Source organism: Asticcacaulis currens, from assembly GCF_028550395.1.
In the GTDB taxonomy this organism is placed as follows: domain Bacteria; phylum Pseudomonadota; class Alphaproteobacteria; order Caulobacterales; family Caulobacteraceae; genus Asticcacaulis; species Asticcacaulis currens.
The window spans coordinates 568336-595160 of the sequence record NZ_JAQQKW010000001.1 but is presented as its reverse complement, the minus strand read 5'-3'; the positions used below and the strand labels follow the sequence as shown (position 1 = coordinate 595160).

General features: G+C 61.0%; 26 protein-coding genes. 11 read left to right on the top strand and 15 right to left on the bottom strand.

Features of this window, described 5'->3' with window-relative positions; translation table 11 throughout:
• The first annotated feature begins 86 nt into the window (after window positions 1–86).
• Genes PQU94_RS02570 through PQU94_RS02550 form a run of 5 tightly spaced genes read left to right on the top strand, consistent with a single transcriptional unit; the run spans window position 87 to window position 3855 of the window.
• Complete coding sequence (locus tag PQU94_RS02570) at window positions 87–902, top strand: phosphonate ABC transporter ATP-binding protein (protein WP_272739917.1); 816 nt, start codon at window positions 87–89, stop codon at window positions 900–902.
• On the top strand, window positions 899–1954 hold the full coding sequence (gene phnD / locus PQU94_RS02565) for a phosphate/phosphite/phosphonate ABC transporter substrate-binding protein (protein ID WP_272739916.1): 1056 nt from the start codon (window positions 899–901) through the stop codon (window positions 1952–1954). Before PQU94_RS02570 ends, phnD begins: the two co-directional genes overlap by 4 nt.
• Window positions 1954–2769, top strand: coding sequence for a phosphonate ABC transporter, permease protein PhnE (gene phnE, locus PQU94_RS02560; protein ID WP_272739915.1), 816 nt, complete (start codon window positions 1954–1956; stop codon window positions 2767–2769). Before phnD ends, phnE begins: the two co-directional genes overlap by 1 nt.
• Before the next feature lie 42 nt (window positions 2770–2811).
• The gene (locus tag PQU94_RS02555; RefSeq protein ID WP_272739914.1) at window positions 2812–3510 is read left to right on the top strand and encodes an SDR family oxidoreductase; all 699 of its coding nucleotides are present in this window, start codon (window positions 2812–2814) and stop codon (window positions 3508–3510) included.
• Window positions 3511–3564: 54 nt separating this feature from the next.
• Entirely contained in the window at window positions 3565–3855 is a 291-nt protein-coding gene (locus PQU94_RS02550) for a hypothetical protein (protein ID WP_272739913.1), read from the top strand.
• A gap of 95 nt (window positions 3856–3950) precedes the next feature.
• On the opposite strand, the gene PQU94_RS02545 is transcribed toward PQU94_RS02550, so the two are convergent.
• The 5 genes from PQU94_RS02545 to dapF all read right to left on the bottom strand — a co-directional run bounded on the left by PQU94_RS02545 (window position 3951) and on the right by dapF (window position 8484).
• Window positions 3951–4553, bottom strand: a complete 603-nt coding sequence (locus PQU94_RS02545) for a MarR family winged helix-turn-helix transcriptional regulator (protein ID WP_272739912.1) — start codon at window positions 4551–4553, stop codon at window positions 3951–3953.
• Window positions 4554–4640: 87 nt separating this feature from the next.
• Window positions 4641–5330, bottom strand: a complete 690-nt coding sequence (locus tag PQU94_RS02540; protein WP_272739911.1) for an inner membrane-spanning protein YciB — start codon at window positions 5328–5330, stop codon at window positions 4641–4643.
• 1 nt (window position 5331) lies between these two features.
• Window positions 5332–6273 (bottom strand): signal recognition particle-docking protein FtsY, encoded by a 942-nt coding sequence (gene ftsY, locus PQU94_RS02535; protein ID WP_272739910.1) that lies wholly within the window; start codon window positions 6271–6273, stop codon window positions 5332–5334.
• Window positions 6274–6320: 47 nt separating this feature from the next.
• Complete coding sequence (gene mtaB / locus PQU94_RS02530) at window positions 6321–7649, bottom strand: tRNA (N(6)-L-threonylcarbamoyladenosine(37)-C(2))-methylthiotransferase MtaB (protein ID WP_272739909.1); 1329 nt, start codon at window positions 7647–7649, stop codon at window positions 6321–6323.
• On the bottom strand, window positions 7642–8484 hold the full coding sequence (gene dapF, locus PQU94_RS02525; protein WP_272739908.1) for a diaminopimelate epimerase: 843 nt from the start codon (window positions 8482–8484) through the stop codon (window positions 7642–7644). Before dapF ends, mtaB begins: the two co-directional genes overlap by 8 nt.
• A gap of 157 nt (window positions 8485–8641) precedes the next feature.
• On the opposite strand from dapF, the gene PQU94_RS02520 reads away from it, so the two are divergent.
• Together PQU94_RS02520 and PQU94_RS02515 are read left to right on the top strand one after the other, a co-directional pair.
• The gene (locus PQU94_RS02520; protein ID WP_272739907.1) at window positions 8642–8932 is read left to right on the top strand and encodes a DUF1330 domain-containing protein; all 291 of its coding nucleotides are present in this window, start codon (window positions 8642–8644) and stop codon (window positions 8930–8932) included.
• 193 nt (window positions 8933–9125) lie between these two features.
• Window positions 9126–11153: a methyl-accepting chemotaxis protein gene (locus PQU94_RS02515; RefSeq protein WP_272739906.1), complete on the top strand. Its 2028-nt coding sequence runs from the start codon at window positions 9126–9128 to the stop codon at window positions 11151–11153.
• A gap of 59 nt (window positions 11154–11212) precedes the next feature.
• On the opposite strand, the gene PQU94_RS02510 is transcribed toward PQU94_RS02515, so the two are convergent.
• The 5 genes from PQU94_RS02510 to PQU94_RS02490 form a co-directional block, all read right to left on the bottom strand.
• Window positions 11213–11488, bottom strand: a complete 276-nt coding sequence (locus tag PQU94_RS02510; RefSeq protein WP_272739905.1) for an ATP synthase F1 subunit epsilon — start codon at window positions 11486–11488, stop codon at window positions 11213–11215.
• A 150-nt stretch (window positions 11489–11638) separates the two neighbouring features.
• Window positions 11639–13084 (bottom strand): F0F1 ATP synthase subunit beta, encoded by a 1446-nt coding sequence (gene atpD / locus PQU94_RS02505; RefSeq protein ID WP_126421871.1) that lies wholly within the window; start codon window positions 13082–13084, stop codon window positions 11639–11641.
• 10 nt (window positions 13085–13094) lie between these two features.
• Window positions 13095–13964 carry a F0F1 ATP synthase subunit gamma gene (locus tag PQU94_RS02500; protein ID WP_272739904.1) on the bottom strand — a complete coding sequence of 290 codons (870 nt, stop codon included), beginning with the start codon at window positions 13962–13964 and terminating at the stop codon, window positions 13095–13097.
• Window positions 13965–14062: 98 nt separating this feature from the next.
• Window positions 14063–15595, bottom strand: a complete 1533-nt coding sequence (gene atpA / locus PQU94_RS02495; protein ID WP_126421875.1) for a F0F1 ATP synthase subunit alpha — start codon at window positions 15593–15595, stop codon at window positions 14063–14065.
• A gap of 21 nt (window positions 15596–15616) precedes the next feature.
• Window positions 15617–16171 carry a F0F1 ATP synthase subunit delta gene (locus PQU94_RS02490; RefSeq protein WP_272739903.1) on the bottom strand — a complete coding sequence of 185 codons (555 nt, stop codon included), beginning with the start codon at window positions 16169–16171 and terminating at the stop codon, window positions 15617–15619.
• A 339-nt stretch (window positions 16172–16510) separates the two neighbouring features.
• On the opposite strand from PQU94_RS02490, the gene PQU94_RS02485 reads away from it, so the two are divergent.
• Together PQU94_RS02485 and PQU94_RS02480 are read left to right on the top strand one after the other, a co-directional pair.
• Entirely contained in the window at window positions 16511–17311 is an 801-nt protein-coding gene (locus PQU94_RS02485; protein ID WP_272739902.1) for a TerC family protein, read from the top strand.
• A gap of 119 nt (window positions 17312–17430) precedes the next feature.
• On the top strand, window positions 17431–18264 hold the full coding sequence (locus tag PQU94_RS02480; protein ID WP_272739901.1) for a hypothetical protein: 834 nt from the start codon (window positions 17431–17433) through the stop codon (window positions 18262–18264).
• A 126-nt stretch (window positions 18265–18390) separates the two neighbouring features.
• On the opposite strand, the gene PQU94_RS02475 is transcribed toward PQU94_RS02480, so the two are convergent.
• Complete coding sequence (locus tag PQU94_RS02475) at window positions 18391–20586, bottom strand: primosomal protein N' (protein WP_272739900.1); 2196 nt, start codon at window positions 20584–20586, stop codon at window positions 18391–18393.
• A 109-nt stretch (window positions 20587–20695) separates the two neighbouring features.
• Here PQU94_RS02475 and PQU94_RS02470 point away from each other — a divergent pair, with 109 nt between their 5' ends.
• Window positions 20696–21394 carry a DUF484 family protein gene (locus PQU94_RS02470; RefSeq protein WP_272739899.1) on the top strand — a complete coding sequence of 233 codons (699 nt, stop codon included), beginning with the start codon at window positions 20696–20698 and terminating at the stop codon, window positions 21392–21394.
• Between the two features lie 35 nt (window positions 21395–21429).
• A complete protein-coding gene (locus PQU94_RS02465) occupies window positions 21430–22344 on the top strand; it encodes a tyrosine recombinase XerC (protein WP_272739898.1) in 915 nt (304 codons plus the stop codon).
• A 137-nt stretch (window positions 22345–22481) separates the two neighbouring features.
• Here the strand turns inward: PQU94_RS02465 and lpdA are convergent, their stop codons facing one another.
• The 4 genes from lpdA to PQU94_RS02445 form a co-directional block, all read right to left on the bottom strand.
• The gene (gene lpdA, locus PQU94_RS02460; protein ID WP_272739897.1) at window positions 22482–23891 is read right to left on the bottom strand and encodes a dihydrolipoyl dehydrogenase; all 1410 of its coding nucleotides are present in this window, start codon (window positions 23889–23891) and stop codon (window positions 22482–22484) included.
• 99 nt (window positions 23892–23990) lie between these two features.
• Window positions 23991–24542 (bottom strand): hypothetical protein, encoded by a 552-nt coding sequence (locus PQU94_RS02455; protein ID WP_272739896.1) that lies wholly within the window; start codon window positions 24540–24542, stop codon window positions 23991–23993.
• A 58-nt stretch (window positions 24543–24600) separates the two neighbouring features.
• Window positions 24601–25482: a hypothetical protein gene (locus PQU94_RS02450; RefSeq protein WP_272739895.1), complete on the bottom strand. Its 882-nt coding sequence runs from the start codon at window positions 25480–25482 to the stop codon at window positions 24601–24603.
• A 62-nt stretch (window positions 25483–25544) separates the two neighbouring features.
• A complete protein-coding gene (locus PQU94_RS02445; RefSeq protein WP_272739894.1) occupies window positions 25545–26735 on the bottom strand; it encodes a patatin-like phospholipase family protein in 1191 nt (396 codons plus the stop codon).
• Window positions 26736–26825: the final 90 nt, after the last annotated feature.

Sequence of the window (26825 nt, the reverse complement as noted above, 5' to 3'; positions counted from 1 at the left end):
CAAGACTCTGACGTTCATCTTTGTTAACGCCAAAACGGTCAGGGACCGACAGCACAGGGGGGAACGGGGCGCACCCGTGAACGCATATGCCGAGCCTGGTCGAAGTTCAGTCACTGTCGAAAAGCTTTGCGCTTCTAGCGCAGAGCCCTGACGCGGCGCGGACATTCAAGGCGCTGGATGAGGTCTCCTTCACCATGACCCGTCCTGAACGCATTGGCCTGATCGGGCCCTCGGGATCGGGCAAGTCGACCCTGTTGCGTAGCCTGTCTGGCCTTATCCTTGGGGATGCCGGTTCGGGCCCTGTCATCGTTCTGGGACGAACGGTTCAGATGGATGGGCGGCTGGGGGCTGATGTACGGGCCGCGCGCGCCGATCTCGGCATGGTAGCGCAGCAATTCAATCTTGTCGGACGGCTCAGCCTGTTTACTAATGCGGCGCTGGGGCTTCTGGGGCGCATCCCCCCCCTGCGTGGACTGTTCGGTCTGTGGACCCCCGAAGAAAAGCAACGCGTAATGCGGGCGCTCGATACGGTGGGCATAGCTGACAAGGCATCGCAGCGCGCCAAGACCCTGTCCGGCGGACAGCAGCAGCGGGGGGCGATTGCGCGGGCCATCGTGCAGGATGCCCGCCTTATCCTCGCCGACGAACCGGTCGCCTCGCTTGACCCGGTGACGGCGCGCAAGGTGATGGAGCTTCTCGTTCATCTCAACGAAGACCGTGGCGTCGGGGTCATCGTCACCTTACATCAGGTGGACTATGCTATGAAATATTGCGACCGTATTCTGGCCCTCAAGGACGGCAAGATCGTATATGACGGTCCTGCCGATGGCCTGAACCCGGACCGCCTGAGCGAAATCTATGGCCCTGAGATCGAGCAGGCCTATTGGAGAGACCCGTCATGACCCTGTCGCGCAAGGATATGCTGAGAGGTTTGTCGGCTTCGGCGATCGCCCTGCCCTTCCTGACGTCGGGCTGTGGTAAGGTCGATCAGACCAGAGGCCCACGCACGGAAATCAGCTTCTCCATCCTCTCCACCGAAAATGCGCAGAATCAGGAACCCCTGTGGCGGCCGTTTCTGGCCGACATGGAAAAGCAGACCGGGCTGAAGGTAAAACCCTTCTTCGGCTCCAACTACACGGCGCTGATCGAGGCCATGCGCTTCAATCAGGTGCAGGTCGGCTGGTTTTCCAATGCCTCCGGCCTTGAGGCCGTGCGGCGAGCCGATGGCGAGGTCTTTGCGCGCTCGTCCGACCCATCGGGCGTCGATGGCTATCAGAGCGTTATCATCGCCCGCGCCGATTCCCCGCTGACCGCCGAAGACCTGCTGAAATGTGATGGCAAGCGCAGCTTTGGCCTTGGGGATGTGAAATCGACCTCCGGAACGCTGGCGCCAATGACCTACTTCTTCCTGCCGCACAAGGTCGATCCGGCCAAGTGCTTCAAGAGCGTGCGTTCAGGCAGTCACGAGGCCAATTTTCAGGCCGTGGCCAACGGCATGGTCGATGCGGCCACCAACAACAATGCCTCGCTCGAGCGAATGGCCGAAGTATCTCCGGAAAAGCTGAAGCAGATCAAGATCATCTGGACCTCTCCAACCCTACCCGAAGACCCCATTATCTATCGCAAGGATCTCGACCCGGCGACCAAGGAAAAGATACGCTCCTTTTTCCTGTCCTACGGCACCGGCACAGACGCCGAAGGCCAGCGTCAGCTCAAGATACTGAACAACCTGATCTTTGGCGTGTTCAAGCCGGCGGACAATTCGCACCTTCTGCCCGTGCGCGAAATGGAGGCGGCCGAAGCGTTGATGAAGGCGCGCAACGGCGGCGATGCCGCCGCTATCCGCAAGGCTGAGTCCGACCTTCAGGCGATTTCACGCGAAGCCGCCGCTCAGAGAGCCGCCCCGCAGGCCCTGCCGGATGCCCTGACCGATAAACGGCCCGACGCGCAATAATGGCCGAAACCGCTTCGCTCGACGCGCTGCGCCCGCCGCGGACGTCCTTACGGGACAAACTGCTGACCTGGGGGCTGTGGCTGGGGTTCGGCCTTTTACTGGCTCTCAGTTTCAAGGGCGCTCAGATCGGCGATCTGCCGCTTCTGGGTCGTAACTGGGGAAATACAAGCACCTATTTGCGCGACTATCTGCATCCTGATTTTTCAGACCGGACAACCATCGCCTACTATGTTCGCGAAATGTGGGTGACGATACAGGTCGCCATCTGGGGTACGGTGCTGTCGATAGGGCTGGCGATCCCCTTTTCGCTCTTGTGTGCCACCAATATCGCCCCGGCGTGGATCAGCTTCCCCGTCAGGCGCGCGATGGATATGCTGCGCGCCGTCAACGAGTTGGTGCTTGGCACCGCCTTTCTGGTGGCCGTGGGGCCAGGGCCGCTGGCCGGGGTGCTGGCACTGGCCCTGCACAATACGGGGGTGCTGGCCAAGCTGTTTTCGGAGGCGGTCGAAGCCGTCGATCAGCCGCCCATCGAAGGCGTGCGGGCCACAGGCGGTACCCGCCTTCAGGAAATCGTCTGGGGTGTGCTGCCTCAGGTCGGGCCCTTGTGGACCTCCTTCGCGCTTTACCGCTTCGAATCGAGTGCACGTTCGGCCACGGTGCTGGGGCTGATCGGCGCTGGGGGGATCGGGCAGGTGCTGTTCGACAATATCAACAGCTTCAACTATGCCCGCGTCTCGGCCATCGCCCTGATCATCATTGCCGCCGTCATTCTGATCGACATGACGTCCGCCGCCCTGCGCAAGCGACTGGTCTGAGGCCGCCTGTCCGCCGTAAAAGGCGCAAACAGGAGTTCGACTATGGCGCGTTATCTGATCATTGCAGCAGGGTCCGGCATCGGACAGAGCCTTGTACAGCATCTGCGGCAGGGCGGGCACGAGGTGATGACCGCCGCCCGCAGCGACCGCACGATCGCCCCGGATTACCTGCTGGATGCCTCGGATTTCGATGCGGTGGACGCCGTGTTTGCCAAGGCTGGCAAGTTAGACGGGGCGGTCAATCTGGCCGGGTCGCTGCTGCTGAAATCCGCAGGCCTGACTAGCCGCAGCCAGTACGACGCCACCATCACGGCCTCGCTCACCACGGCCTTTGCCACGGTGCGCGCCGCCGCCCGGCACATGACCGAAGGCGGCTCCGTAGTGTTGCTGTCGTCAGCCGCCGCGCTCGAAGGGCTGGCCAATCACGAGGCCATTGCCGCCGCCAAGGCGGGGGTCATTGGCCTGACGCGTTCGGCGGCAGCCTCCTATGCGGGGCAAAACCTGCGTATCAACGCCATCGCCCCCGGTCTGGTCGAAACGCCGCTGACGGCGGGGCTGGTCGGATCGGATGCGGGACGTCGCGTGTCTGAGTCGATGCACGCCCTCGGGCGGCTGGGAAAGCCCGAAGACGTCGCGCGCGCCATTGCCTTCCTGCTCGATCCGCAAAACGACTGGATTACCGGGCAGGTGTTGGGGGTGGACGGGGGCTTAAGCCGCGTGCGCCCCAAGCTGAAAGTGTAAAAGGCTTAATCGGCATTAACCATTTAAATACCTGAATCACGGCATAAAGGCGGTATGAGCACTATCCCGCCTTCCCTGTCCCAGATGCTTCTCGGTCGCGCCGCTACACCGGCTGCCCCGCAGAAACCGGCCGCCGACGCCGCCGCGCGTTTCAACGACGCCCTGTCGGCTCAGAAGGCTTTTTTCCGTCAGGCGACGGGTCAGGCTGCGTCCATCGACCAGCCCGCACCGAAACCGGCAGGCGTTACGCCAGCCACCTTCAAGGCCGCCGAGATCGCTCAGGGCACCAAACCCGAAGACATGCAGATGCTGCGTCCAGGCAGCCTGCTGAATATCCGGATTTAGTACGAATTATGAGATCGGGGCTTCTAACACCCCCGCCACCGCATCTCGCCCACGGTTCGGGCACCCCCCCTCCCCGGCGCGTCGGGGAGGTATGATCAGGCGTCCTGCTTTTCCGAGGCAATGCCTTCGTTCAGCGCGGGAAAAGGCAGCGGCTCCTTGTGCTTTTTACCGGCCTTCTTGCCCTTCTTTTTCTTGTCAGCTTTCTTATCGCCCTTCACCTTGCGCGGCGCCTCTTCGGCATCCTCTTCGCGCACAGCGGCGATACGGCGCAGCAGCTTAAGGAAGCTGTCGCGCTTGGGCGGGGACAGCAGGGACAAGATGCGCTCATCCGCCGCCTCGACCTTGGGCCGAATTTCAGTCAGGGCCGCACGACCTTCGTCTGACAGGCGGACCAGATTGGCGCGGGCATCAGTGGCCGAACGTTCACGCGCAAGAAGCCCCTTGGCAATCAGCCGCGCCACCATGTCGGCCAACGTAGAACGGTCAATACCTGTGGCCTTGACCAGATCGGTCTGGGTCAGGCCCTCAGACGAGTCGGCGGCCAGAAGCAGGGCGTATTGTCGCTGCGTCAGGGCACTATCGCCGGTTTCCTCGGTATAGATATCGAGGGCGATTTGCAGCACCCGATGGAGAAGATGCGACGGCGAATTTTCCAGCAAGTCCGAACCCTCGAAATGATTACGCTTGTGCTTTTTCATGCGCCGTCCCCATGCTGAACGACGCTATTTAAGCACCACTATACTACAAAATTACGACAAATCCATCCGCATACTGACGGAGTGTCCTCAGGAGGCGGACGGCTTCGTTTCCGGCAGCATATTCTTCATCAGGAAAGGGGTCAGTATCAGTGTAAAGACAATGGGTCCGCCAAAGAGTGACGCCATCTTCCACGTCACCCACACACTATCCGACTGCGTGCGCCAGACAATCTCATTGGCCAGCGCCATTACGGCATAAAAGCCGACATAGAGCCAGGTCAGCTTGGGCCAGGCCTCTTCCTTGAGCTTCAGCGTGTCTTTGATCAGGCTCTTGAGCGGATATTTTTTCATCAGCGCCGCAATCGCCAGAATGCCGCCGATCAGCAGGTTGATCACGGTCACCTTGACTTTGATAAAAACGGGATCGTGAAAGAAGATGGTCATAAGACCCATGGGAATCGCGAACAGGGTCGCCACCAGCGGAATCCACGCCACGCGCTTCTCGATAATATAGGCGGCGATCAACGCCAGCACCGAAACGACGATCAGCACACCCGTCGCCCAGATCATCGGCGCGGTGGCGTCCGTCCCACCGACCTTCAGCGCACGGAAGATGAAGAAGCTCAGGCCGAAACCGACCACCGGGCCGAAGTCAATGGCCGTTTTGGTCCAGTTGGTTGCCGCCGGTTCCGGGGCGTCGGGCACGATCGCTTCGGGCAGGGCCTCGGCCTGAGCCTCGGTGATTTCGATGCGCGGTTCAGGCTTGGGGGTAGACATTTTACTCTCCAAGGGGTTCAAGCCCGACCATCGAGCGGGCAAAAGCATTGGCGCGGAACGGTTGCAGGTCGTCGATATCTTCCCCCACGCCGATCAGCTTGATCGGCGCGTCAGAGGCCTTGGCGATCGGGACAAGGATGCCGCCACGCGCCGTGCCGTCCAGCTTGGTCATGACAAGGCCCGACACAAAGGCCTGACGCCCGAATATCTGTTCCTGACTGAGCGCGTTGCGGCCCACCGTGGCATCGAGCACCAGAAGCGTCTCGTGCGGGGCATCCGCATCGACCTTCTTAATGACGCGGACGATCTTCAACAGCTCATCCATCAGTTGCTGCTTGTTCTGAAGGCGACCCGCCGTGTCGATCAGAACGACATCATAGCCCTCTTCCTTGGCGCGCAGCGTGGCGTCGTAGGCCAGACCGGCCGCATCGGCCCCGGTTTTGCGACCCATAAAGTCAGCCTTCGCGCGTTCGGCCCATACCTTGAGCTGCTCGACGGCAGCGGCGCGGAAAGTATCTCCCGCCACGATCAGCACCTTCGCGCCCTTCGCCGTCAGTGAGGCGGCGATCTTGCCAAGAGTCGTCGTCTTGCCCGACCCGTTCACTCCGACAAACAGCACGATGTAGGGCTTGGGGCCCGACAGCGGGTCAAAGCTGTCCTCGCGGCCTTTCAGTTCCTCGGCAATGGCCTCGGCCAACGCCTCCTTAACGGCGTGGTCATCGGTCGAAGCGAATTTTTTGGCGGCCATCTTGCCCGCGATGGAGGCAGCGATATGGGGACCGAAATCGCTTTCGATCAGCATGTCCTCCAGCGCCTCGACGGCGGCAGCGTCCAGCGTTTTGTTGGCGACGAAGACGCTCGTCACCTGCTCGGTCAGTTGCTGAGAGGTCTTCGACAGGCCCTGCGTCAGGCGCGAAAACCAGCCGGGTTTTTTCTCGGTCATCAGTATCTCCCCCTCGCCCGGTGGCGGGAGAGGGTCGGGGTGAGGGGCTATTTCAGCATAGCCCGCGCGCGTTTTCCGTCATGGCCGGTAATACGCAAAGAGGCAATACCCCCGACATTTACTTTCTCTGGCGCGTCAGCGTCAAAAAGCACCTCGGTAAAGTCCGCCGCGCGGGCAAAGCCGGGCTTTTCGACAACTGCCGAGACCTCGCGCCCCACCTGCTTATCGAGATGTCGCGTCAGGGCCTCCGCCGCCTTAGCGCGCAGACGCGCGGCGCGCTCCTTGATCAGGGCGCGTGGCAGTTGCGGAATTTTCGCCGCCGGGGTCTGCGGGCGCGGGCTGTAGGGGAAGACGTGCAGGAAGGCTAGGTCGCACTCATCGACCAGAGCCAGCGAATTGGCGAAGTGCGCTTCGCTTTCGGTCGGAAACCCCGCAATCATATCGGCCCCGAAGGCCACGTCCGGGCGCAATGCGCGCACCTGCTGCACCAGTTTGATGGCGTCATCGCGTAGGTGGCGACGCTTCATGCGCTTGAGGATCAGGTCATCGCCGTGCTGCAAGGACAGGTGCAGATAGGGGGCCAGACGCTCTTCTTCGGCAAACAGGCGCAGCAGGGTGTCGTCGATTTCCGCCGCATCAATAGACGACAGACGCAGACGGTTAAGGTCGGGCACGTGCTTGAGAATACGCGCCACCAAATGCCCCAGTTGCGGCTGACCCGGCAGATCATTGCCCCAGGACGTGAGATCGACCCCCGTCAGAACCACCTCATTATAGCCTTCAGCGACCAGCCGCGAAATCTGCCCCACAACATCACCCGCCGCCGCAGAGCGTGAATTACCACGCCCGTAGGGGATGATGCAGAAGGTGCAGCGGTGATCGCAGCCGTTCTGGACCTCGACATAGGCGCGGGCGCGGTCCTTCAACCCGTCAATCAGATGACCAGCGGTTTCACGCACCGAAAAGATGTCGTTGACCGCAATGCGCGCTGAGTCGGGCGTCAGCGCGTAGGCCCCAGCCTTGGCTTTGTTGCCATTGCCGATAATGAAATCAACTTCTCCCATAGTGGCGAAAGTGTCAGGATCGGTTTGAGCCGCGCAGCCGGTAACGATCAGGCGCGCGTCCGGGTTTTCCTTGCGCGCGCGGCGGATGGCCTGACGTGCCTGACGCACGGCCTCGCCCGTCACGGCGCAGGTGTTGAAAATGATAGCTCCGTCGAGCCCGTCTTCAGCGGCGACCTTGCGAATCTGTTCTGACTCGTAGGAATTGAGACGGCAGCCGAAGGTCACCACCTCGACACCCGATGTCAGGCCCGTGGGTGTGGCAGGCGGTTCTGCAGGAACCTCTTCGTTGAGATGGGCATGACCGTCAGCCATTGAGCTGGCCTTCGAATTCGACCTCGACCGGCCCTGTCATAATGACGTGGTCGTCCGCTTGCCGCCACAGTATATGCAGCGGACCTCCATCCATAATAACCGTGGCGTGGCGGTCGCTCAGGCCGCGTCGCGCGCAGGCGACCAGGGTGGCGCACGCCCCGGTGCCGCAGGCTTTGGTAATACCGGCCCCGCGTTCCCAAACCCGCATACGGATGGTGTTGCGGTCGATAACTTGCGCAAACTCAACATTCACCCCTTCCGGAAATAAGGGATGGTTTTCGATCAAGCTGCCCGTGCGTTCGACATCGACCGCCGCCACGTCTTCAACAAAGAAGACCACGTGCGGATTGCCCATCGAGACGGCGCACGGCGTGTGATAAAGCGGCGCGTCGATTGGCCCGACCTGAAGCTCCAGCCGTTCGGTATTCATTTCTTCCGACAACGGAATCTGCGTCCAGTCGAGGCGCGGCTCGCCCATATCAACGCTCGCCATGCCGGTTGCCGCATCGCGCTCCAGCACCTTCGCTGTCGTCGCGCCCCCCAAGGTGTCGATGTGAAGGTCCGCACCGGGGGTTTCGCGGTCAAGGTACCAGCTCACGCAACGCAAGGCATTGCCACACGTTTCAACCGTGCCGCCGTCGGAATTCCACACGCGCATGAAAGCGTTACCCGATGCCGAGCCCTCGATGGCGATAAGCTGATCGAAGCCGATGCCGGACGCACGATCCCCCCACGCCTTCACCTGAGTGGCTGAGGGGCTAAAAGGGGTCTGGCGGGCATCGACGACCACGAAATCGTTGCCGAGGCCGTTCATCTTGAGAAAAGGGCGCGTCATGTGTCAGACGGCTCGCGGTTGGCCCAAAACCGGACATCCACTTTCGGGCGCGAGCCTTTGGCCGCTATATAGTCCCAAAGCCCGTTAAAATGTAGGCTTTTGTGGAAATTCTTGCTAACCGGGAGGCATCCAACAAAAAAATCGAGGAGCCTCCCCCATGCCCAAAGCCTATATCATCGCACAGGCCAAGGTCACCGACCCGGAATCCTACGCCAGATACGGCGCTGGGACGAAAGCGCCCGCCGAAGCGTTCAACATGACGCCGCTGGCGCGCGGGGGCCGCTCGCAGGTGCTGGAAGGTGAAGGTTTCCCGCGCGTGGTGATCCTTGAGTTCCCGTCTTATGAGGCCGCACTGGGCTATTACAACTCGCCGGAATATCAGGCCGCCCGCGAACACCGCCTGAACGCGGCTGAATTCAACATGGTCGTCGTCGAAGGCGTGGAATAGCCCATCCTGCGACGCTCTGTCGCAAAATGCGACACAAAAAAATAAGCCAATAATATCAACATATTTTATCCGAATCGGTGCGCCGCCCCTGCGATAGGGTGACGGCGCACCGTTTCGCGTAACGCCGTTAACCTTTGTTTATAATCTGAGGCACAGGATACGCCCAAAAGCGATCTGATCAGGGAAGTGCCTCATGTTTTTCAGGAAGACGACTGCCGCCACGGTCCGTGCCCCTGAGCCGATTTTCGAAGCGGCCCCGCCACCCCAGTCCATGCCGCCCTCTGAGACCATCCGCATCTTACGCAGCGACAGCCGCCTCGGCCAGATCACCCCCGAACAGTTCCGCTTCGGGGCACGGCCCGCTGCTCTGGTACTGGCCTTTGTGTCGCCGCACATCGCCTTTGAAGAGGTCTGCCGCCGCCTCAAAAGCCTTGCCGGTGACGCACCGCTGATCGTTTCCACCTCCGCCGGTGAACTGTGTGCCCAGAACGGTGAAGCCCCCTACTGCCAGGCAGGCGACGGTTGGGACAATGTGGTGATCCAGGCCTTTTCGCCAGAACTGATAGCCGGGGTCAGCCTCCACACTGTACCACTCTACTGCGATGACATCCGTAAGGGGCACGCCACCCTGTCGCGCGCCGAACGGGTGGACAAGATCGCGGAGGCCCTGAACCGTTTGCCACCCACCACGCCGATCAGCGCGCAGGAGACCTTCGCCCTGACCTTTGTGGACGGCGCCTCGCTGTCCGAAAGTTATTTCATGGAGGCCGTCTATAAGAGCGGGCGCTTCCCCTGCCTGTTTGTCGGGGGGTCGGCCGGCGGCAAGATGGACTTTCAGAAAACATGCCTGTTTGACGGGCAGCGCGTGCTGGAAAACCACGCGGTCTTTGCCCTGGTCCGCATGGCCCCCGGCAAGCGCTACGGCGTGCTGAAAAGCCAGAATTTCCGCAAGATCGGACCGGCCTTCGTCGTGGTCGATGCCGACCCCAACAGGCGCACGGTCAGCGCCATCTACGATTCACAGCGCAATCAGGTCGTGCCTTTTGTTGACGCCCTGTGCCAATCTCTGCGCATCAAACCGTCAGAATTGGAAAAAACCCTAGAAGGCCGCGCTTTTGGTATCGAAATCGACGGCGAGCTGTTCGTGCGCTCAGTGGCGCGGATCGACTTCGAGTGCGGCAGTGTGACCTTCTATTGCGATGTCGGATCGGGTGACGAGCTGATCCTGCTGGAAACCACGGATTTTGTCGAGCAGACGCGCAAGGATGTAGCTCAGTTCCTGCGTGGCAAACCCAAGCCCATCGGGGCGCTTCTCAATGACTGCATTCTGCGTCGGGTGACCAATGACAACCGCCTCAGCCAGACGGGTGGCATATGGCCCGCCCCCGTGGCCGGGTTTTCGACCTTCGGCGAACTGTTCGGCATCAATATCAACCAGACCCTCAGTGCGATCGTCTTTTTCGATGTGGAACAAGCCGGCTATCAGGATGAGTTTATCGACAACTTCCCGATCCACTACGCGCGCTTTGTCAACTATTTCGCCCGTTGCAAGCTCAACCGCGCCGAAATCCTTAACAAGCTGCGCAGCGGGGTTATCGACACCATCGCCCAGCACGTCGGACTAACTGGCAAGATCGAATCCGCCCTGACCGAGATCGGGGACGTGGGCAAGGTGATGGACGGCATCAAACACGCGATGGACAGCGACCGCCGCGCCGTGGCCGGTCAGGACAACCACACCGAACAGTTGTCGCAGGAGTTCAGCACGCTGAATACCGCCCTGTCGAACCTGCGTCAGGTTCTGTCGGTCATCGACTCCATCACCTCGCAGACCAATCTGCTGGCGCTCAATGCCACGATCGAGGCGGCGCGCGCCGGTGAGGCCGGACGCGGCTTTTCGGTGGTGGCGGGCGAGGTCAAGAAGCTGGCCAGCGATACCAAATCGGCCCTGACCCATACGCAGTCGGCCATCGGCGGCATCGAGGCCTCGCTTCAGCAACTGGGCGGCATCATCGAAGCGACGCGCACGCAGTTCGGCGAGGAAAGCCAGCGCTATCGCGATACGGTCGCCCATATCGAGGACATCTTCGCCCAGAGCGGCCATATCGAACGCACCCTGGGTGGGCTCAACCACGTCGTCGAGGAACATCACGAGGGCATGTCCGAGGTCAGCCGCTCGATCGACTTTCTGCGCAATCTCGATCAGCGCGCGCGAGCCTGAGAAACAAAAACCCCGCCGGAGTAATCCGGCGGGGTTTTGTATTCCATTTTCAAAACGGTTTAGTGGACCGTTTCGATATACTCCTCGGCGCGTTCGGCCAGGATGGTTATGCCTTCGGCATTGACATCCGCGAAGCCGCCGATGACCTGAAACATGCGCTTCTGGTCGCCGTTGAGGATGGTCACCGTACCTTCGGTCAGGGTCGTCATCAGCGGCGCGTGGCCCGCGAGAACGCCGAATTCACCTTCAGAACCCGGTGCGATGACCTGATCGACGTCACCGGCAAAGAGTTCCTTTTCCGGGGTCACCAGCGAAACGTGAAGTTTGTCAGCCATATCCGGCGTCCCTTAATCGGTGGGCCGCCGTAGCGGCTCACCCTTTACCCAAATGAGAAAATTTTCGACGGGCCGGCCCTGGAAAATTTTCACCTTGTTGATCCCACTTGAAAGTCGGCGGGCAAAGCCCGTGACTTTCAAGTGAAGTGCTTAGGCTTCCGCCGCCAGACGTTCGGCCTTGGCGATGGCTTCTTCGATGCCGCCGACCATGTAGAAGGCCGCTTCCGGCAGGTGGTCGTAGTCACCGTTGCACAGACCCTTGAAGCCCTTGATGGTGTCTTCGATCTTCATCAGCACGCCCGGCGTGCCGGTGAAGATTTCGGCGACGTGGAAGGGCTGCGACAGGAAGCGCTGGATCTTGCGGGCGCGGGCCACGATCAGCTTGTCTTCTTCCGACAGCTCGTCCATGCCGAGGATGGCGATGATGTCCTTCAGGGCCTTGTACTGTTGCAGGATTTCCTGAACGCGCGTGGCAACCTGATAGTGCTCTTCGCCGACGATGCGCGGATCAAGGATACGCGAGGTCGAGTCAAGCGGGTCAACGGCCGGATAGATGCCCTGTTCGGCGATCGAACGCGACAGAACGGTCGTAGCGTCGAGGTGGGCGAACGAGGTGGCGGGCGCCGGGTCGGTCAGGTCGTCGGCGGGCACGTACACGGCCTGAACCGAGGTGATCGAGCCCTTCTTGGTCGAGGTGATGCGCTCTTGCAGCTTGCCCATTTCGGTGGCGAGCGTCGGCTGATAGCCCACGGCCGACGGAATACGACCCAGCAGAGCCGACACTTCCGAACCGGCCTGCGTGAAGCGGAAGATGTTGTCCACGAAGAACAGCACGTCCTTGCCTTCCTGATCGCGGAAGTACTCGGCCTGAGCCAGGCCGGTCAGGGCGACGCGGGCACGCGCGCCGGGAGGCTCGTTCATCTGACCATAGACGAGGGTGCAGCGCGAATTGCCGCCACCGCCGTGCTCGTTCACCTTCGACTCGATCATTTCGTGATAGAGGTCGTTGCCTTCGCGGGTACGTTCACCGACGCCGGCGAACACCGAATAACCGCCGTAGGCCTTGGCGATGTTGTTGATCAGTTCCTGAATGGTCACGGTCTTGCCAACGCCGGCACCGCCGAACAGGCCGATCTTGCCGCCCTTGGCATAGGGGCAGATCAGGTCGATGACCTTGATGCCGGTGACGAGGATTTCAGCCGCCGTAGCCTGATCTTCGAAGGCCGGGGCGTCGGCGTGGATCGGGTTGAAATAGGTGGTCTCGATCGGACCGGCTTCGTCGATCGGCTCACCGATGACGTTCATGATGCGGCCAAGCGTCGCCGGGCCGACCGGCACGGTGATCGGGGCACCGAGGTCGGTGACTTCCTGACCACGAACCAGACCTTCGGTGGCGTCCATGGCGATGGTGCGCACAGCGTTTTCGCCGAGGTGCTGGGCGACTTCGAGCACCAGACGCGCGCCGGAGGCGGTGTTGGTGGTTTCAAGCGCGTTCAGGATGGCCGGCAGGTTGCCGTCGAACTCGACATCGACGACGGCGCCGATGACCTGAGAGATGCGGCCCTTACCGGCCGTAATTTGCTGATGAGCGGTCATGGGAGTGTCCTTAGAGAGCTTCGGCACCGGCGATGATCTCGATCAGTTCGGTCGTGATCTGGGCCTGACGTTTACGGTTGTATTGAAGATTGAGCGCGTTGATCATCTCGCCCGCATTGCGCGTCGCATTGTCCATGGCGCTCATCTGGGAGGCATAGAAGCCCGCATTGTTTTCCAGAAGCGACGACAGGATCTGTACCGTCAGATTGCGCGGCAGCAGGGTTTCGAGGATCTCTTCTTCCGACGGCTCGTAGCTATAGACCGCGCCACCGGATGTGTCTTCGGCAGAGGCTTCGATCTGAGCCGGGATCAGTTGCTTCGCTGCCGGGACCTGAGAGATCACCGACTTGAACTGGCTGTAGAAAAGGGTCACGACATCGGCACGGCCTTCGTCGAATTCCTTGAAGATGGCTTCGGCGATGGGCTGAACCGTCGTGAGGTCCAAAGCCTTGCCCAGCTCAAAGCTTTCGACGAAAAGGTCGCCGAACAGACGCTTGAGCTGATCACGGCCCTTACGGCCCACGGTAATCACGCGCACCGTCTTGCCTTCGGCCAACAGCGCGCGGATGTGGTCACGCGCGGCGCGGGCAATGGCCGAGTTGAAGCCACCGGCCAGACCACGGTCAGCGGTCGCTACGACCACGAGGTGCTTTTGGGTCGAACCCGTACCGGCCAGAAGCAGCGGCGCGGCGTCGCCCGACACACCCTTGGCGAGGTTGGCGATAACCGAGGCCATGCGCTTGGCATAGGGGCGCGCGTTTTCCGCCGCATCCTGAGCCCGCTTGAGCTTGGCGGCGGCGACCATTTGCATGGCCTTGGTGATCTTCTGCGTGGCTTTCACGCTTCCGATCTGATTGCGCATGTCCTTAAGACTTGCCATGAAAAGTCCCTATCTTTCGGGGGGAGCCCCTCCGGCCAGACAAGCTGGCCACGGCAGGGGCCGCCCCGCTCCCCCGCTCGCGCAGGGGAGGAGGTTTATTATGCGAAGTTGGCGGCGTAGTCGGCCACGATGGCCTTCAGCTGCTCTTCCAGCTCCGGCGTCAGGGCCTTCTTCTCGCGGATGGCGGTCAGAAGATCGACGTGCTTGCCACGCAGAAGCGACAGGAACTCACGCTCGAAGCGACCCACATCGCCCACCGCGACCTTGTCGAGGTAACCGCGGGTACCGGCATAGATCACCGCCACCTGCTCTTCGACCTTCAGCGGCGAATATTGCGGCTGCTTCAGAAGCTCGGTCAGGCGCGCGCCGCGGGCCAGCAGGCGCTGCGTGGCGGCGTCGAGGTCAGAACCAAACTTGGCGAAGGCTGCCATTTCGCGATACTGGGCCAGGTCGCCCTTGATCGAACCGGCGACCTGCTTCATCGCCTTGATCTGAGCCGCCGAGCCGACGCGCGACACCGACAGACCAACGTTCACGGCCGGACGGATGCCCTGATAAAAGAGGTCGGTTTCGAGGAAGATCTGACCGTCGGTGATCGAGATCACGTTGGTCGGGATGTAGGCCGACACGTCGTTGGCCTGGGTCTCGATGATCGGCAGGGCGGTCAGCGAACCGGCGCCGTTTTCGTCGTTCAGCTTCGCGGCGCGTTCCAGCAGGCGCGAGTGCAGATAGAAGACGTCGCCCGGATAGGCTTCGCGGCCCGGCGGACGGCGCAGCAGCAGCGACATCTGGCGATAGGCAACGGCTTGCTTCGACAGATCGTCATAGATGATCAGGCCATGCATACCGTTGTCGCGGAAGAACTCGCCCATGGCGCAACCGGCGAACGGCGCGAGATATTGCAGCGGGGCCGGTTCCGACGCGGTGGCGGCGACGATGATGGTGTAGTCGAGCGCGCCGTTTTCTTCCAGCGACTTGACGATCTGGGCGACGGTCGAGCGCTTCTGGCCGATGACGACGTAGATGCAGTAGAGCTTGGCCGACTCGTCGGTACCGGCGTTGGCAGCCTTCTGGTTCAGGATGGCGTCGATGGCGACGGCAGTCTTACCGGTCTGACGGTCGCCGATGATCAGCTCGCGCTGGCCACGGCCGACGGGGATCAGGGTGTCGATGGCCTTGATGCCGGTCTGCACGGGCTCGTGCACCGACTTGCGCGGGATGATGCCGGGGGCCTTGACGTCCACGCGGCGGAATTCGGTCGCTTCGATCGGGCCCTTGCCGTCGATCGGCTCACCCAGCGGGTTGACGACGCGGCCCAGAAGGCCCTTGCCGACCGGCACCTGCACGATTTCGCCAAGGCGACGGACTTCATCGCCTTCGCGCACTTCACGGTCTTCGCCGAAGATAACGACGCCGACATTGTCCTTTTCGAGGTTCAGGGCCATGCCCTTCACGCCCGCCTTGGGGAAGGAGACCATTTCACCGGCCTGAACCTGATCCAGGCCGTGCACGCGGGCGATACCGTCACCGACCGACAGAACCGAACCGACGTCCGAAACGTCGGCTTCTTCGCCGAAACCGGCAATCTGAGCTTTGAGGATGGCCGAAATCTCGGCAGCACGAATGTCCATTGGCATGCTCTTTTTGGCGTCTTACGCCCGCTTGAGGGCAAATTTGAGGGAGTCGAGTTTGGTTTTAAGCGAAGCGTCGAACAGGCGCGAGCCGACGCGAACCTTGAGGCCGCCCAGCAGCGACGGATCGACCGTCTGGCTAAGGACAGGGTCTTGACCGAGCGCGGTACGCAGCGCGGCCTGAAGACCGGTCACCTGCTCATCGGTCAGGGCCGTGGCGGAAGTGACGACCGCCGAGACGATACCCTTCTTGGCATCGTATAGGCGGGTGAAGGCGGTGATGAGGCCGAAGACCTGATCTAAACGGCCATTGTGCGCCATAAGACCCAGCGCCTTGAGCGTCAGGGCGTTCGGCGTGGCCGTGTTGAGAACGGCGGTCAGGCCCTTCAGCTTATCTTCGGATTTGAAGGCATGGGAGGTAACGAGACGGCGCAGATCCTTGCTTTCGATCAGCAGCGCCTTCAGGGTCTTAAGGTCCGCCTGTACCGCATCGAGGTGACCGGCGGTGTCCGCCAGTTCGAATACGGCCTTGGCGTAACGCTCACCGACCTCTGTCTCTCTAAAAATATCGCTCACGATAACTTCCAGCCAAAGAAATAAGTGGAATGGGCTTTTCCGGGAGCCGGCGGGGCGCACTAAAATCACAGGCGCGCAAAAGCGACCGGCCTTTCAAGCCGCGCGCCTCTTAGCATGGGGTCTGACCCACCGCAACTAACCAAAAAGCATTTTTCACTTTTCTGTGACCATGCGCCCTTCACAGGTCGTGTCGCCTTTTTTCAGCCACAAGGCTGTTTAGCGGCAAAAAATGCAGATGGTATCGCGCGCAATCGATTTCGCGGTTATCCGAAACATTGTCGGCTTACGCCATAGCGTCTATTGAGGGCGTCTGTCCCTTCCCTTTCCGAGAAAGCCCTTATGGACCTTATGGCCCTTTTGTCCGACCCCGCCGTCTGGGCGGCCCTTATCACCCTGATCGTGATGGAGGTGGTGCTCGGCATCGACAATCTCGTCTTTATCTCCATCCTCTCCAACAAGCTGCCGGAACACGACCGTCAGAAAACCCGCCGTATCGGTATCGGGCTGGCGCTCATCATGCGTCTGGGCCTGCTTCTGACCATCGGCTGGATCATCGGCCTGAAAGCTGAGGTGTTCAACCTGGGGCTGGTCGGCCCGCTGGGCGAACACGGTGAGCCGATGTTTGAGACGTCTTTCTCGTGGAAGGACATGATCCTGATCGCCGGGGGCCTGTTCCTGGTGTGGAAGGCGACCAAGGAAATCCACCATACGGTCGATCCCGCCCCCACCCACGACGTGATGGACGCAAAGAACGCCACGATCAACAACGCCGGGGCCGCCATCGTGCAGATTATCCTGCTTGATCTGGTCTTCTCGGTCGATTCTATCCTGACGGCGGTCGGCATGACTGAACACGTGCCGGTGATGATGGTCGCCGTAGTGGTGGCGGTTCTGGTCATGATGCTGGCCTCGGACCCGCTGGCAAACTTTATCGAAAAGAATCCCACCGTGGTCATGCTGGCACTGGGCTTCCTGCTGATGATCGGTACCGTGCTGATCGCCGAAGGCTTCGGCGTCCATGTGCCCAAGGGCTATATCTATGCCGCCATGGCCTTCTCGGCGATGGTCGAAGGCCTCAACATGCTGTCGCGCGGTGCACAGAAGAAAAAGGCCGCGCAATCGCCCGATCCGCATATCTGATAGCGAAGGCAATCGAAAGCAAACGATGCCCCCGGCCCGCCACCGGGGGCGTTTTGCGTCTTCAATACTCGGTTAAGCCTGTTGCGTTAAGCTAACCGCGTTAGCAGAAGGCTCAACAGATGACTATTGGCACCCTTGGCATCAGCGGTCAGAACACCGCGTCCGCCACCCTGAGTGACCTGAACGACCGGCTGAAACTGGCTAGGGCCCAGAAGGCCGAGGCGCAGAAGACAGCCGCCGATACTCTGAACGAGATGCCTAAAAAAACGCGCGACGATGCGCGAGCGCGCGCCAAGGCCAAGGTGATGCAACTGGTCGAGCGGCTGAAGATCATCAAGGAACTGGGCAAGAGCGACCCGAAAATCATGGCCAAGATGCTGGCCAATCTGATGAAGGAGCTGAAGGCCGCGGTGAAGGACTATGCCAAGGCCGGTGGCAATGACATGGATGTGAGCGGTTTCAGCGCGGCCCAGAGCGCGGCCAGCCAGCCCGTGCCCAACGCAGACACAGAAACACAACCGCCGGAGGCTGCCGAAGAGGCCGGTTTCACAGACGAATCGGACCCCATGTCGGAGGATAAAGCGGCAGAGGCTACGCCCACCGCTGAAACGAATGCCCCAGGCGAAGCAACCGCTCCCTATATCCCGACCGCTGCCGACATAAGGGGTGCCGCCGAAGCCTATGTGAAGACCGAGCGTCAGCGCGCTGAGGGCGAGCTGATGGAGGTCAACGACTTCATGAAGCAGGTGCGCGGTCTGGTGAAGGCGGTGAAGGACCTGTTTGAAACGGCCAAAATCAAACTGGCCTTTCAGAAGGTAGACAAGGACACGGTCGAAGCCTTCAAATCCTCGGGTAAGGATATGGAAGAGATCGACAAGGTTCTTCTGGACATCAACAAGGGTCTGGATGACGAACGCGCCGTCTATGGTCCCCGCGCCGCTATTTATGCCTGATACCAAGCGTCACTGAAAATGACCCTTGGTATGCGTTTCGAGAGTTTCTCATATCGCTGACACATATAAGAAATTCTCGAGTTTTTAACCGCCGGATGCCGTGAGCATCTTCGGCCGTTGGTATAATTAAAGGAAGCTATACGGCTCGATATCGGTCACTACGCGCACGGCATTAGGGGCTTTCAGGCTTTTCAGCCAGGCGTTCATAAAGCCCTGAAGGTCGCGGTTGCGGTCGGCCCGTACGAGAAAGCGTTTGCGCCACATACCGCGCACAAGGCTCAGCGGCGCATCAGCAGGCCCATAAACGTCGATGCCTTCGGTATTGGGAATAGCCAGCGCCAGTTCGCGCGCATAGCGGTTAAGCAGGCCATTGTCCTTGGCCGACAGGATGACCGCCCCCAGCCGGCCAAAGGGCGGGAACTGCGCAATATCGCGGCTCATCTGCTCGTAGGCGTAGAAGGCGTCGCGGTCCTGCGCCTGTAAGGCCTGCATCACCGGGTGCTCCGGCGTGTAGGTTTGCAGTAGCGCGCGTCCCGGCTTGGTCGCCCGGCCCGCACGCCCCGTGGCCTGCGCCAGAAGCTGAAACGTCCGCTCCGCCGCGCGCAGATCACCGCCCTTCAGGCCCAGATCGGCATCGACAATGCCGACCAGAGTGAGATTGAGGAAGTTGTGCCCCTTGGCGGCGGCCTGCGTGGCGATCAGAATGTCGATTTCATGATTTTCCACCCGTTTGATCAGAGCTGCCGACGAGTCGGCATCCGGCGTGGTGTCCGAGGAGAAGATTTCGGCCCGCGCTTGCGGGAAGCGTTCGTGCACCTCCTCAAGGATGCGCTCAACCCCCGGCCCGATGGCAGTCAGGCTGTCGAGCGCGCCACAATGTGGGCAGCGGTCGGGCTTTTTCATCGAAAAGCCGGTCAGGTGACAGACCAGCCGCCCCGTCGATTTGTGTTCGACCAGCCAGGAATCCGTCTTGGGCGAGGTCATGCGCTCCCCGCACGCCCGGCACAGAACCAGAGGCGCGTACCCGCGACGATTGAGGAACAACAGCACCTGTTCGCGCCGTTGCAAGGTGGCCAGTATCTCCCCCACCAACAGGTCGGACAGCCAGAAACCCTTTTCCGGCGGGTGCGTCTTCATGTCAATCAGCGCAATATCCGGCAGTTGCGCGGTGCCGTGGCGGCTTTCCAGCCGCACCCACTGATAGCGGCCCTTCTGCGCATTGGTCAGGGTTTCCAGCGACGGGGTCGCCGAAGCCAGCACCACCATGAAGCCGTCTCGATGAGCACGCATGACCGCCAGATCGCGGGCCTGATAGCGCACACCCTCTTCCTGTTTGTAGGAGCCGTCGTGTTCTTCGTCGATAACGATAAGTTTGAGATTCGTATAGGGCAGGAACAGGGCCGACCGTGCGCCTACGATCAGGCGCGCCTCGCCTGAGGCCACGCCATCCCAGATGCGCCGGCGCTGCGACGCCGACACCGCCGAATGCCACTGCACCGGCGGCACGCCAAAGCGGCTTTGCAAACGCCCCATCACCGCCGTGGTCAGGGCGATTTCCGGCAGAAGGACCAGCACCTGAGCCGTTGGATCATCGCGCAGGGCCCGCGCCACGCTTTCCAGATAGACCTCGGTCTTGCCCGAACCCGTAACTCCATCGAGCAGAACCGGCGCGAAGCCCTGACGCTCCCATTCGTTTTGTAGCAGGCGGTCAGCCGCCCCCTGATCGGCATTGAGGCTGGGCGTCTTATGATCCGGGTCGGGGGCGGCGAAACCTTCGCGGCTCAGTTCGACCTTTTCCAGCCAGCCCTTCTTTTCAAGCGTCTGCACCACGCCCGGTGTCACCCCCGCCGCCTGTGCCAGCTGCGCCGCCGTCAGGGGCAAAACGGCCAGTTCCAGTACGCGCGCCTGTTTGGCCGTGAATTTGAGCGCTTCGATCTCACGCCGCACATAGCCGTGTCGCGCTTGCGCCTTTGGGGTTTTAAGGGCTTGCAGGCAGCCTTTGAGGAAGGTGCCTGGCGCGGTCAGGGTCCAGGCCGCCGCCCACAGCCAGAAGCGCAGGCTCGCCTCCGGCACGCGCGGGTCATCGATGCGCGTGGCAACCGGCTTCAGCTTGGCGGCCTCGGCGCTGTGGTACAGCTCGACCACCACGCCGCGCACTTTTGCATGGCCCAGAGGCACCCACACGTGATCGCCGACACTGAGGTCAAGATCGTCTGGAATGAGGTAGTCGAGCGCCGTGTCCATGGGGGCCAGCACCACGACCTTTGCCCGCCGAGTCGCAACGGCGGGGGCTTCGATCAGGCTGTCGGCGGGACTGTCCATAAGATTTTAAGCGTTAACCATAGAATTGACTCATCCCCACGCCTTTTTTATGCCATCACTTGTGTCAACGCCAAGTTTAACCGGCCGTTTACCACACCCGATAGCCCACATGTCCTCAGATTTTCGCGACCCGACGACGACCGAGCGCCTCGCCGCCCTGATGGATTATCAGACCCTGCGCGGTCTCCTGCCGGACTTTGTGCAGGAACTGAAGCAGGATCGCGAGCTGCTGGACAAGTTGGGGCTTCAGCCCAAGACGCGCAACCTTATTGACTTTGGCCCGGCCGCTCTCTCGCGGCTGGAGGCCAAGGCCATACGCGATTTCGACATGCGCCGCCAGATCGAGGCGACGGCCCGCGCCAATTTCGACGCTCAGGGCCAAGCGCACGCCATGGCCCTGTCACTGATGGAGGCGCGCAACCATTCCGATCTGGCCCGCCGCCTCAACGACGAGGTACGCAATCGTTTCGGTCTTGTCTGTGCCACCATAGCGCTGGAAGACACGGCTCCCATTCCGCTGGGCTGGATGACACTCGATTACGGCGGCGTGGACTATATTATCGGTGAGACCGGTCTGTCGCTGCTGGGGCCGGATGGGGTGTGCCGGGCTCTGTTCGGAGACGAGGTTCGCCGCATCAAATCCGCCGCGGTCATCCGCACCGCCATGTGGCGCGAAGGGCGCCCCGGCGCAGTCGCTTTCGGCTCTGCCGATTGGGAAGGTTTCAGCCCGGACATGGGGGCTGAACTGGTCGCCTTTATCGCCCGTGTGGTTGAGCGCGTCGCCGAACGCTGGCCGGTATTGTCTTAAGCCCTTGGTCAGAGATTAACCTTAAACTTACGGGCATGACTATCGACGATGCCCGTTTGCAATGGCTTCAGTATCTCAAAGCGCAAAAGCGCGTCTCGCCGCGCACGCTTGAGGCCTATGGCCACGCCTTTGCCCTCTATATCGGCCATCTGCGTAAAGCGTTAGGCGCTGACATCGACCCGACCGACCTGGCGCATCTGACTTCTGCCGATATTCGCGGCTGGATGGCCTATCTGCGTGGCAAGGATGAGCCCCTGTCGGCGCGGTCTCTGGCGCAGCATTTGTCGGCCATCAAGTCGTTTCACAGCTATCTTGATCTGCATCTGGGCTATGCCAATGCGCAGGTGGCACTCACTCAGGGGCCGCGTCTGAAGGCCAGCCTGCCCCGACCGCTGAATGAGGATCAGGCACAAGGTCTGCTGACCGAGATCGAGCTGGATGCTGACAGGTCCGAATGGGAGGCGGCGCGCGATCGGGCCGTGCTGCTGCTGCTCTATGGCTGCGGTCTGCGCATCTCCGAAGCCCTGTCGCTGACGGTCAAGGACACACCGCTGGGGGAGACACTACGCATTATCGGTAAAGGCAATAAGACGCGGCTGGTGCCCGTTCTGGAGGCTGTGCGTGAGGCGGTGGAGACCTACACACGCCTTCAGCCCTTTACGCTGACATCAGAAGAGGCGCTGTTTCGCGCTGTGCGCGGCGGGCCGCTCAGTCCGCGCCATGTGCAACTGAGCGTGCAGCATCTGCGCTCACGTCTGGGTCTGTCGGATCGCGCTACTCCGCACGCCCTCAGACATTCGTTCGCCACGCACCTGCTGGGCTCAGGCGCAGACCTGCGCGCGATTCAGGAACTGCTGGGCCATGCGTCTTTATCCACGACGCAAAAATATACGCAGGTCGATGCCGAACGCCTGCTAAGCGCCTACGCGGCGGCGCACCCGAAGGGCTGAAACCTGTTTCGGGGCGTGGGGTCCGTGACCCCACAAGCCTTTATTTAAACAAAAAAGCCCCTTCGGTTTTCCCGAAGAGGCTTTTTTGTTTGAAGGGTAAGGCTTGGGGCCGCAGGCCCCAAACCCCCTGCCAGGTATCAGGCCTGCATCGTCCAGCCCTCGACACCCATAGCCGCCTGACGCACGGCTTCCGAACGGGTCGGGTGCGGGTGACAGATGCGCGCGAGGTCTTCCGAAGCGCCCCCAAAAGCCATAAGTACACAGGCTTCGCCGATCATTTCACCGGCCTGAGGACCCATGATGTGCACGCCATAGACACGGTCGGTCTTGGCATCCGCCAGGAACTTCACAAAGCCATCGGTCTCGTGATTGATCTTGGCGCGGCTGTTGGCCATGAACGGGAACTTGCCGACCTTATACTGAACGCCCGCCGCCTTAAGCTGGTCTTCGGTTTTGCCGACCCAGGCCACTTCCGGGAAGGTATAAACAACCGACGGGACCAGATCATAATCGACGTGACCGGCCTTACCGGCGATCAGCTCGATGGCCGCGACAGCGTCTTCTTCGGCCTTGTGCGCCAGCATCGGGCCGGTGATCACGTCACCAATCGCCCACACGCCCGGTGCCGCGGTCTTGAAGTGGTTGGTCGGGATGAAGCCGCGCTGATCAGTGGTGATCCCAACAGTTTCAAGGCCCAGGCCTTGCGTGAACGGACGGCGACCAATGGCGACCAGCACCACATCGGCTTCGAGGGTTTCGGGGTTGCCCCCCTTGGCCGCTTCCAGCGACAGGGTGACGCCAGTCGCGCCCGTCTTGGCGGCGGTTACCTTGGTGCCCAGCTTGAAGGTGAAGCCCTGCTTGGCCAAAATCTTCTGGAAGCCAGTGGCGACTTCGGTATCCATGCCCGGCGTGATGCGGTCTAGGAATTCCACGACCGTCACCTTGGCACCGAGGCGACGCCACACCGACCCGAGTTCGAGGCCGATAATGCCTGCGCCAACAACGACGAGGTGCTTCGGCACCGTCGGCAGCGACAGGGCGCCGGTGGAGTCCACGATCTGCTTCTGATCGACAGTAACACCCGGCAGCGGCGTCGGCTCTGAGCCCGTGGCAATGACGATGTTTTTGGTGGTCAGGTGCTGGACCGAACCGTCCTGCGCGGTGACCGACACCTTGCCCTGACCTTCGATCTTGCCGAAGCCGACGAAGTAAGTGACCTTGTTCTTCTTCATCAGGAATTCGATGCCCTTGGTCAGGGCGGTCACGCTGTCCTGCTTGGCCTTCATCATCTGGACGAGGTTGAGCGTCGGAGCGGGAACTTCGATGCCGATGGTCTTGAATTCGTGGTGAGCGGCTTCGAACAGTTCCGAAGCGTGCAACAACGCCTTAGACGGCATACAACCGACATTAAGGCACGTCCCGCCCAGAACACCGCGCGATTCAACGATGGCGGTCTTCAGACCCAGTTGACCGGCGCGGATAGCGGCATTGTAGCCGCCGGGGCCGCCCCCGATGATGACGACGTCGAAGCTTTGGTCCTGAGACATGGCGTTGGCCCTTAAGTTTAGCGCATAAGACTTCCTGCCCTGCCGTAAAATTCCACGCGGCAGGGGTCAAGCCCTATGTGGGTATTTTGAGATGAAACGCTAGTTTTCGTAAGCCAGATGGCGCTTCGGCAACGGACGACCGCGCGCCATCAGAATGATGAAGCCCAGCACCATGGCCACCAGAGTGAGTGTATAGCGCGGGTCCCAGCCAGAGAGGATCTCAAGGATACGGTCAAATAGGCCCGACCCGGCCTCTCCTTTGGTCAGGAAGGTCAGCACCACATCGGCCACAAAGGCCGCACCATAGGCCAGTGCTGCGCGCACATTGCCCTTGGCAAACAGAAACGCCGCGATGAGATAAAAGACGATCACCCCGCCCCACAGCCAGATGACCGGCTTGTTGTCGGACTGGATGGCCGCTACGGCGGTTTCGCCCTGAATGGAATCGGCAGGCACCGGCGCAATGTCAGCACCGTAGGAGTCGTCTGCACTCAGAATGCTGGCGCCCCCGACATGGGTGTCATCATCGGCCTGCCGCATGGAGACCTGCGGTTCATAGCTCGGGGTCAGGGCCGACTTGATGACCGGAAAAGCGATCCAGCCGACATAGGCCACAACGATCAGGGCGATAAACCAACGCACGTACTTCATCGACAGGCGCTCCGCATAACAGGGTTAACGCTGTTTTAACCTATGCGGCGTGTCTTGCCTACGGCTTATTCGCGTCTGAGGCGCTGCCGTTATCGCCAATCGCGGCGGCGGCCAGAGTCGGATCGGCTTTCAGCCTTTCCAGAGCGCCCATATTGCGGTCGGCATAGGTCAGAACCTGAGTGTAGAAGTCCCGCGACCCGCAGGCCTGCGGGCCCTGACGATTGGCGTCCTTATAGAGCGCCAGAGCGGTGTCATAGTTTTGCTTGTACGCTGCCGGCGACAGATGCGGCGCTTCCGATGCGGGGATGGCCAGCACACGTTTCATGCGCTGCGCCGTGCGGGCATAGATGACGCAGGATTGCGACGCATAAACCATATAGCGGTTCAGTACCTTATCGCCTTTCAGCGTATAATCTTCCTTACTGAACGGATTGTCCACGCCACCGCCTCCGGTGAAAAAGGCGGCGCCGCCGCTGCCCGACATGCCATCCATGCCCGGTAGGGGAATATCGCGCATCATGGCGACCGTTTGAGGCCGACCCAGTTCGCGCGCCACCATAATCCAGAAGTCGGGTTGACCAAGCAGGGCCTCTTCGCGACCGTCCAGTTTGATATTGTCCGACTTGCGGATGTACATATTCAGGAAGTCCTGAAACACGGACTGAATGCGAGACTTTTGCAGGCCGCTGAGCCTGACCGGTTCGCGGCCCATTTCGAGTGCCAGTCCATAAGACAACACGTATTCCGGCTTCAGTTCCGTCGCCTTATCGGCCATCTCCGCCATATCACCCGTCATGGCACGCTGAATATGCGGCCAGGCTTTGCGGGAAGCGGCCGAATTGAACGTGCCGGCCTTGCTGCTGGCAGCCTGGGCCGGCAGTGACACAAGAAGGCAAACAGCGGTTATGGCGGTCACTGCCGCGCGAAATGGAACTGACATGGAAGGTCCCCCTGACAGGAATAATTATATTTGTTTTATTAAAGCACGGTTGCCTATCCGGTTCAATTGGGTGGCGTATCGACCGTCCAGAGTTTGTCAGACGCCCCCAACTGATAGCCGTAATAGAAGACGCGGCGCATAGAGTCTTTCTCGAACGCCAAAAGGCCGCCTTCGATAAATTCATCCGGCAGGGCGACTTCGGACACATCCATCTGGCTGCGCTGGGCAAAAGCATAGAGGCTGATCAAGGTCCCGCGCGCCTGCGCCTTGGTCAGGGTGTCGAGCGAGCGGCCCATGATTTCCAGCGCATTGTAAGGGGTGATGGCGGGCTGCGGCGTGATCTTGCCATTGATGATGACATAGATATGCCCGCCACTGATCAACCCTTTGGGCACGGTCCAGTTCATCATTGACTCAGGCAGGATGAAGAAGGGCAGGGTGACGCCACCATCGACGTGCATTTCCTGAAACGGACGCGGACCTGTGGGGACGCTTTGCCCGCCCGGCACCGGTTCGACCGTGATCATCACGGGCGCGAAGGCGGCCGGGACCGAAGACGAGGCAACCAGCACCTGACGGATCAGGTCGATGGCGTCGCGCATCTTGCGCGGTGAGCCGTCGCGGACGGCAATGGCCGAGATTTCCCCCAGATCCCACAGCACGCCCGTCTGGGCATCTAGATTGGTCGTGCCGACCAGCAAGCGCCGCCCTTTAAGGTGTTCGCGGGCGATATCGCGCACCATGGTCTCATCGACATAGGTGCTGACCAGCGCGTAAAGAGCCTTGGAATCGAGCACACCCGGCGTGAATAGCGACAACAGGCCGCGCGATTTGGTCAGGCTGTCGGCCACGCCGCTGGTATAGGCGTCTTTCAGCTTCTCATCATAGGCGGGGCCGAGATAGGCGAAGGGCGCGATCAGAGCCCCCGTTGAAACCCCTGTCACCATGCGAAACTGCGGGCGGTCCCCGCGCTTGCTCCAGCCCGCCAGAACCCCAGCCCCGAAGGCCCCGTCTGCGCCACCCCCGGACAGGGCCAGAACGTCAAAGCGCTGCATCCCGTTCAGTTGCATGTCCTTGCGCGCATCGGCTTCGAGACGAGCTGGAATGTTGGGATCAGTGGCCGAAAAGCGCACATTGGGAAAACCCACTGGCTGATAGTCCGCAGCGCGCGGGTACTCCGTCTCGGTGCGCTGAAGCGTCAGACAGCCGCTCAGACTAAAGGCCATAACGATCAGGACAAGACGTTTCAGCATCAGGCTCCCCTGCGGATAAACTGCGGATCTAGACAAAAGAAAAGCCGCTCCGTTGAACGGAACGGCTTTCCAATAAGTCACGTCACGACG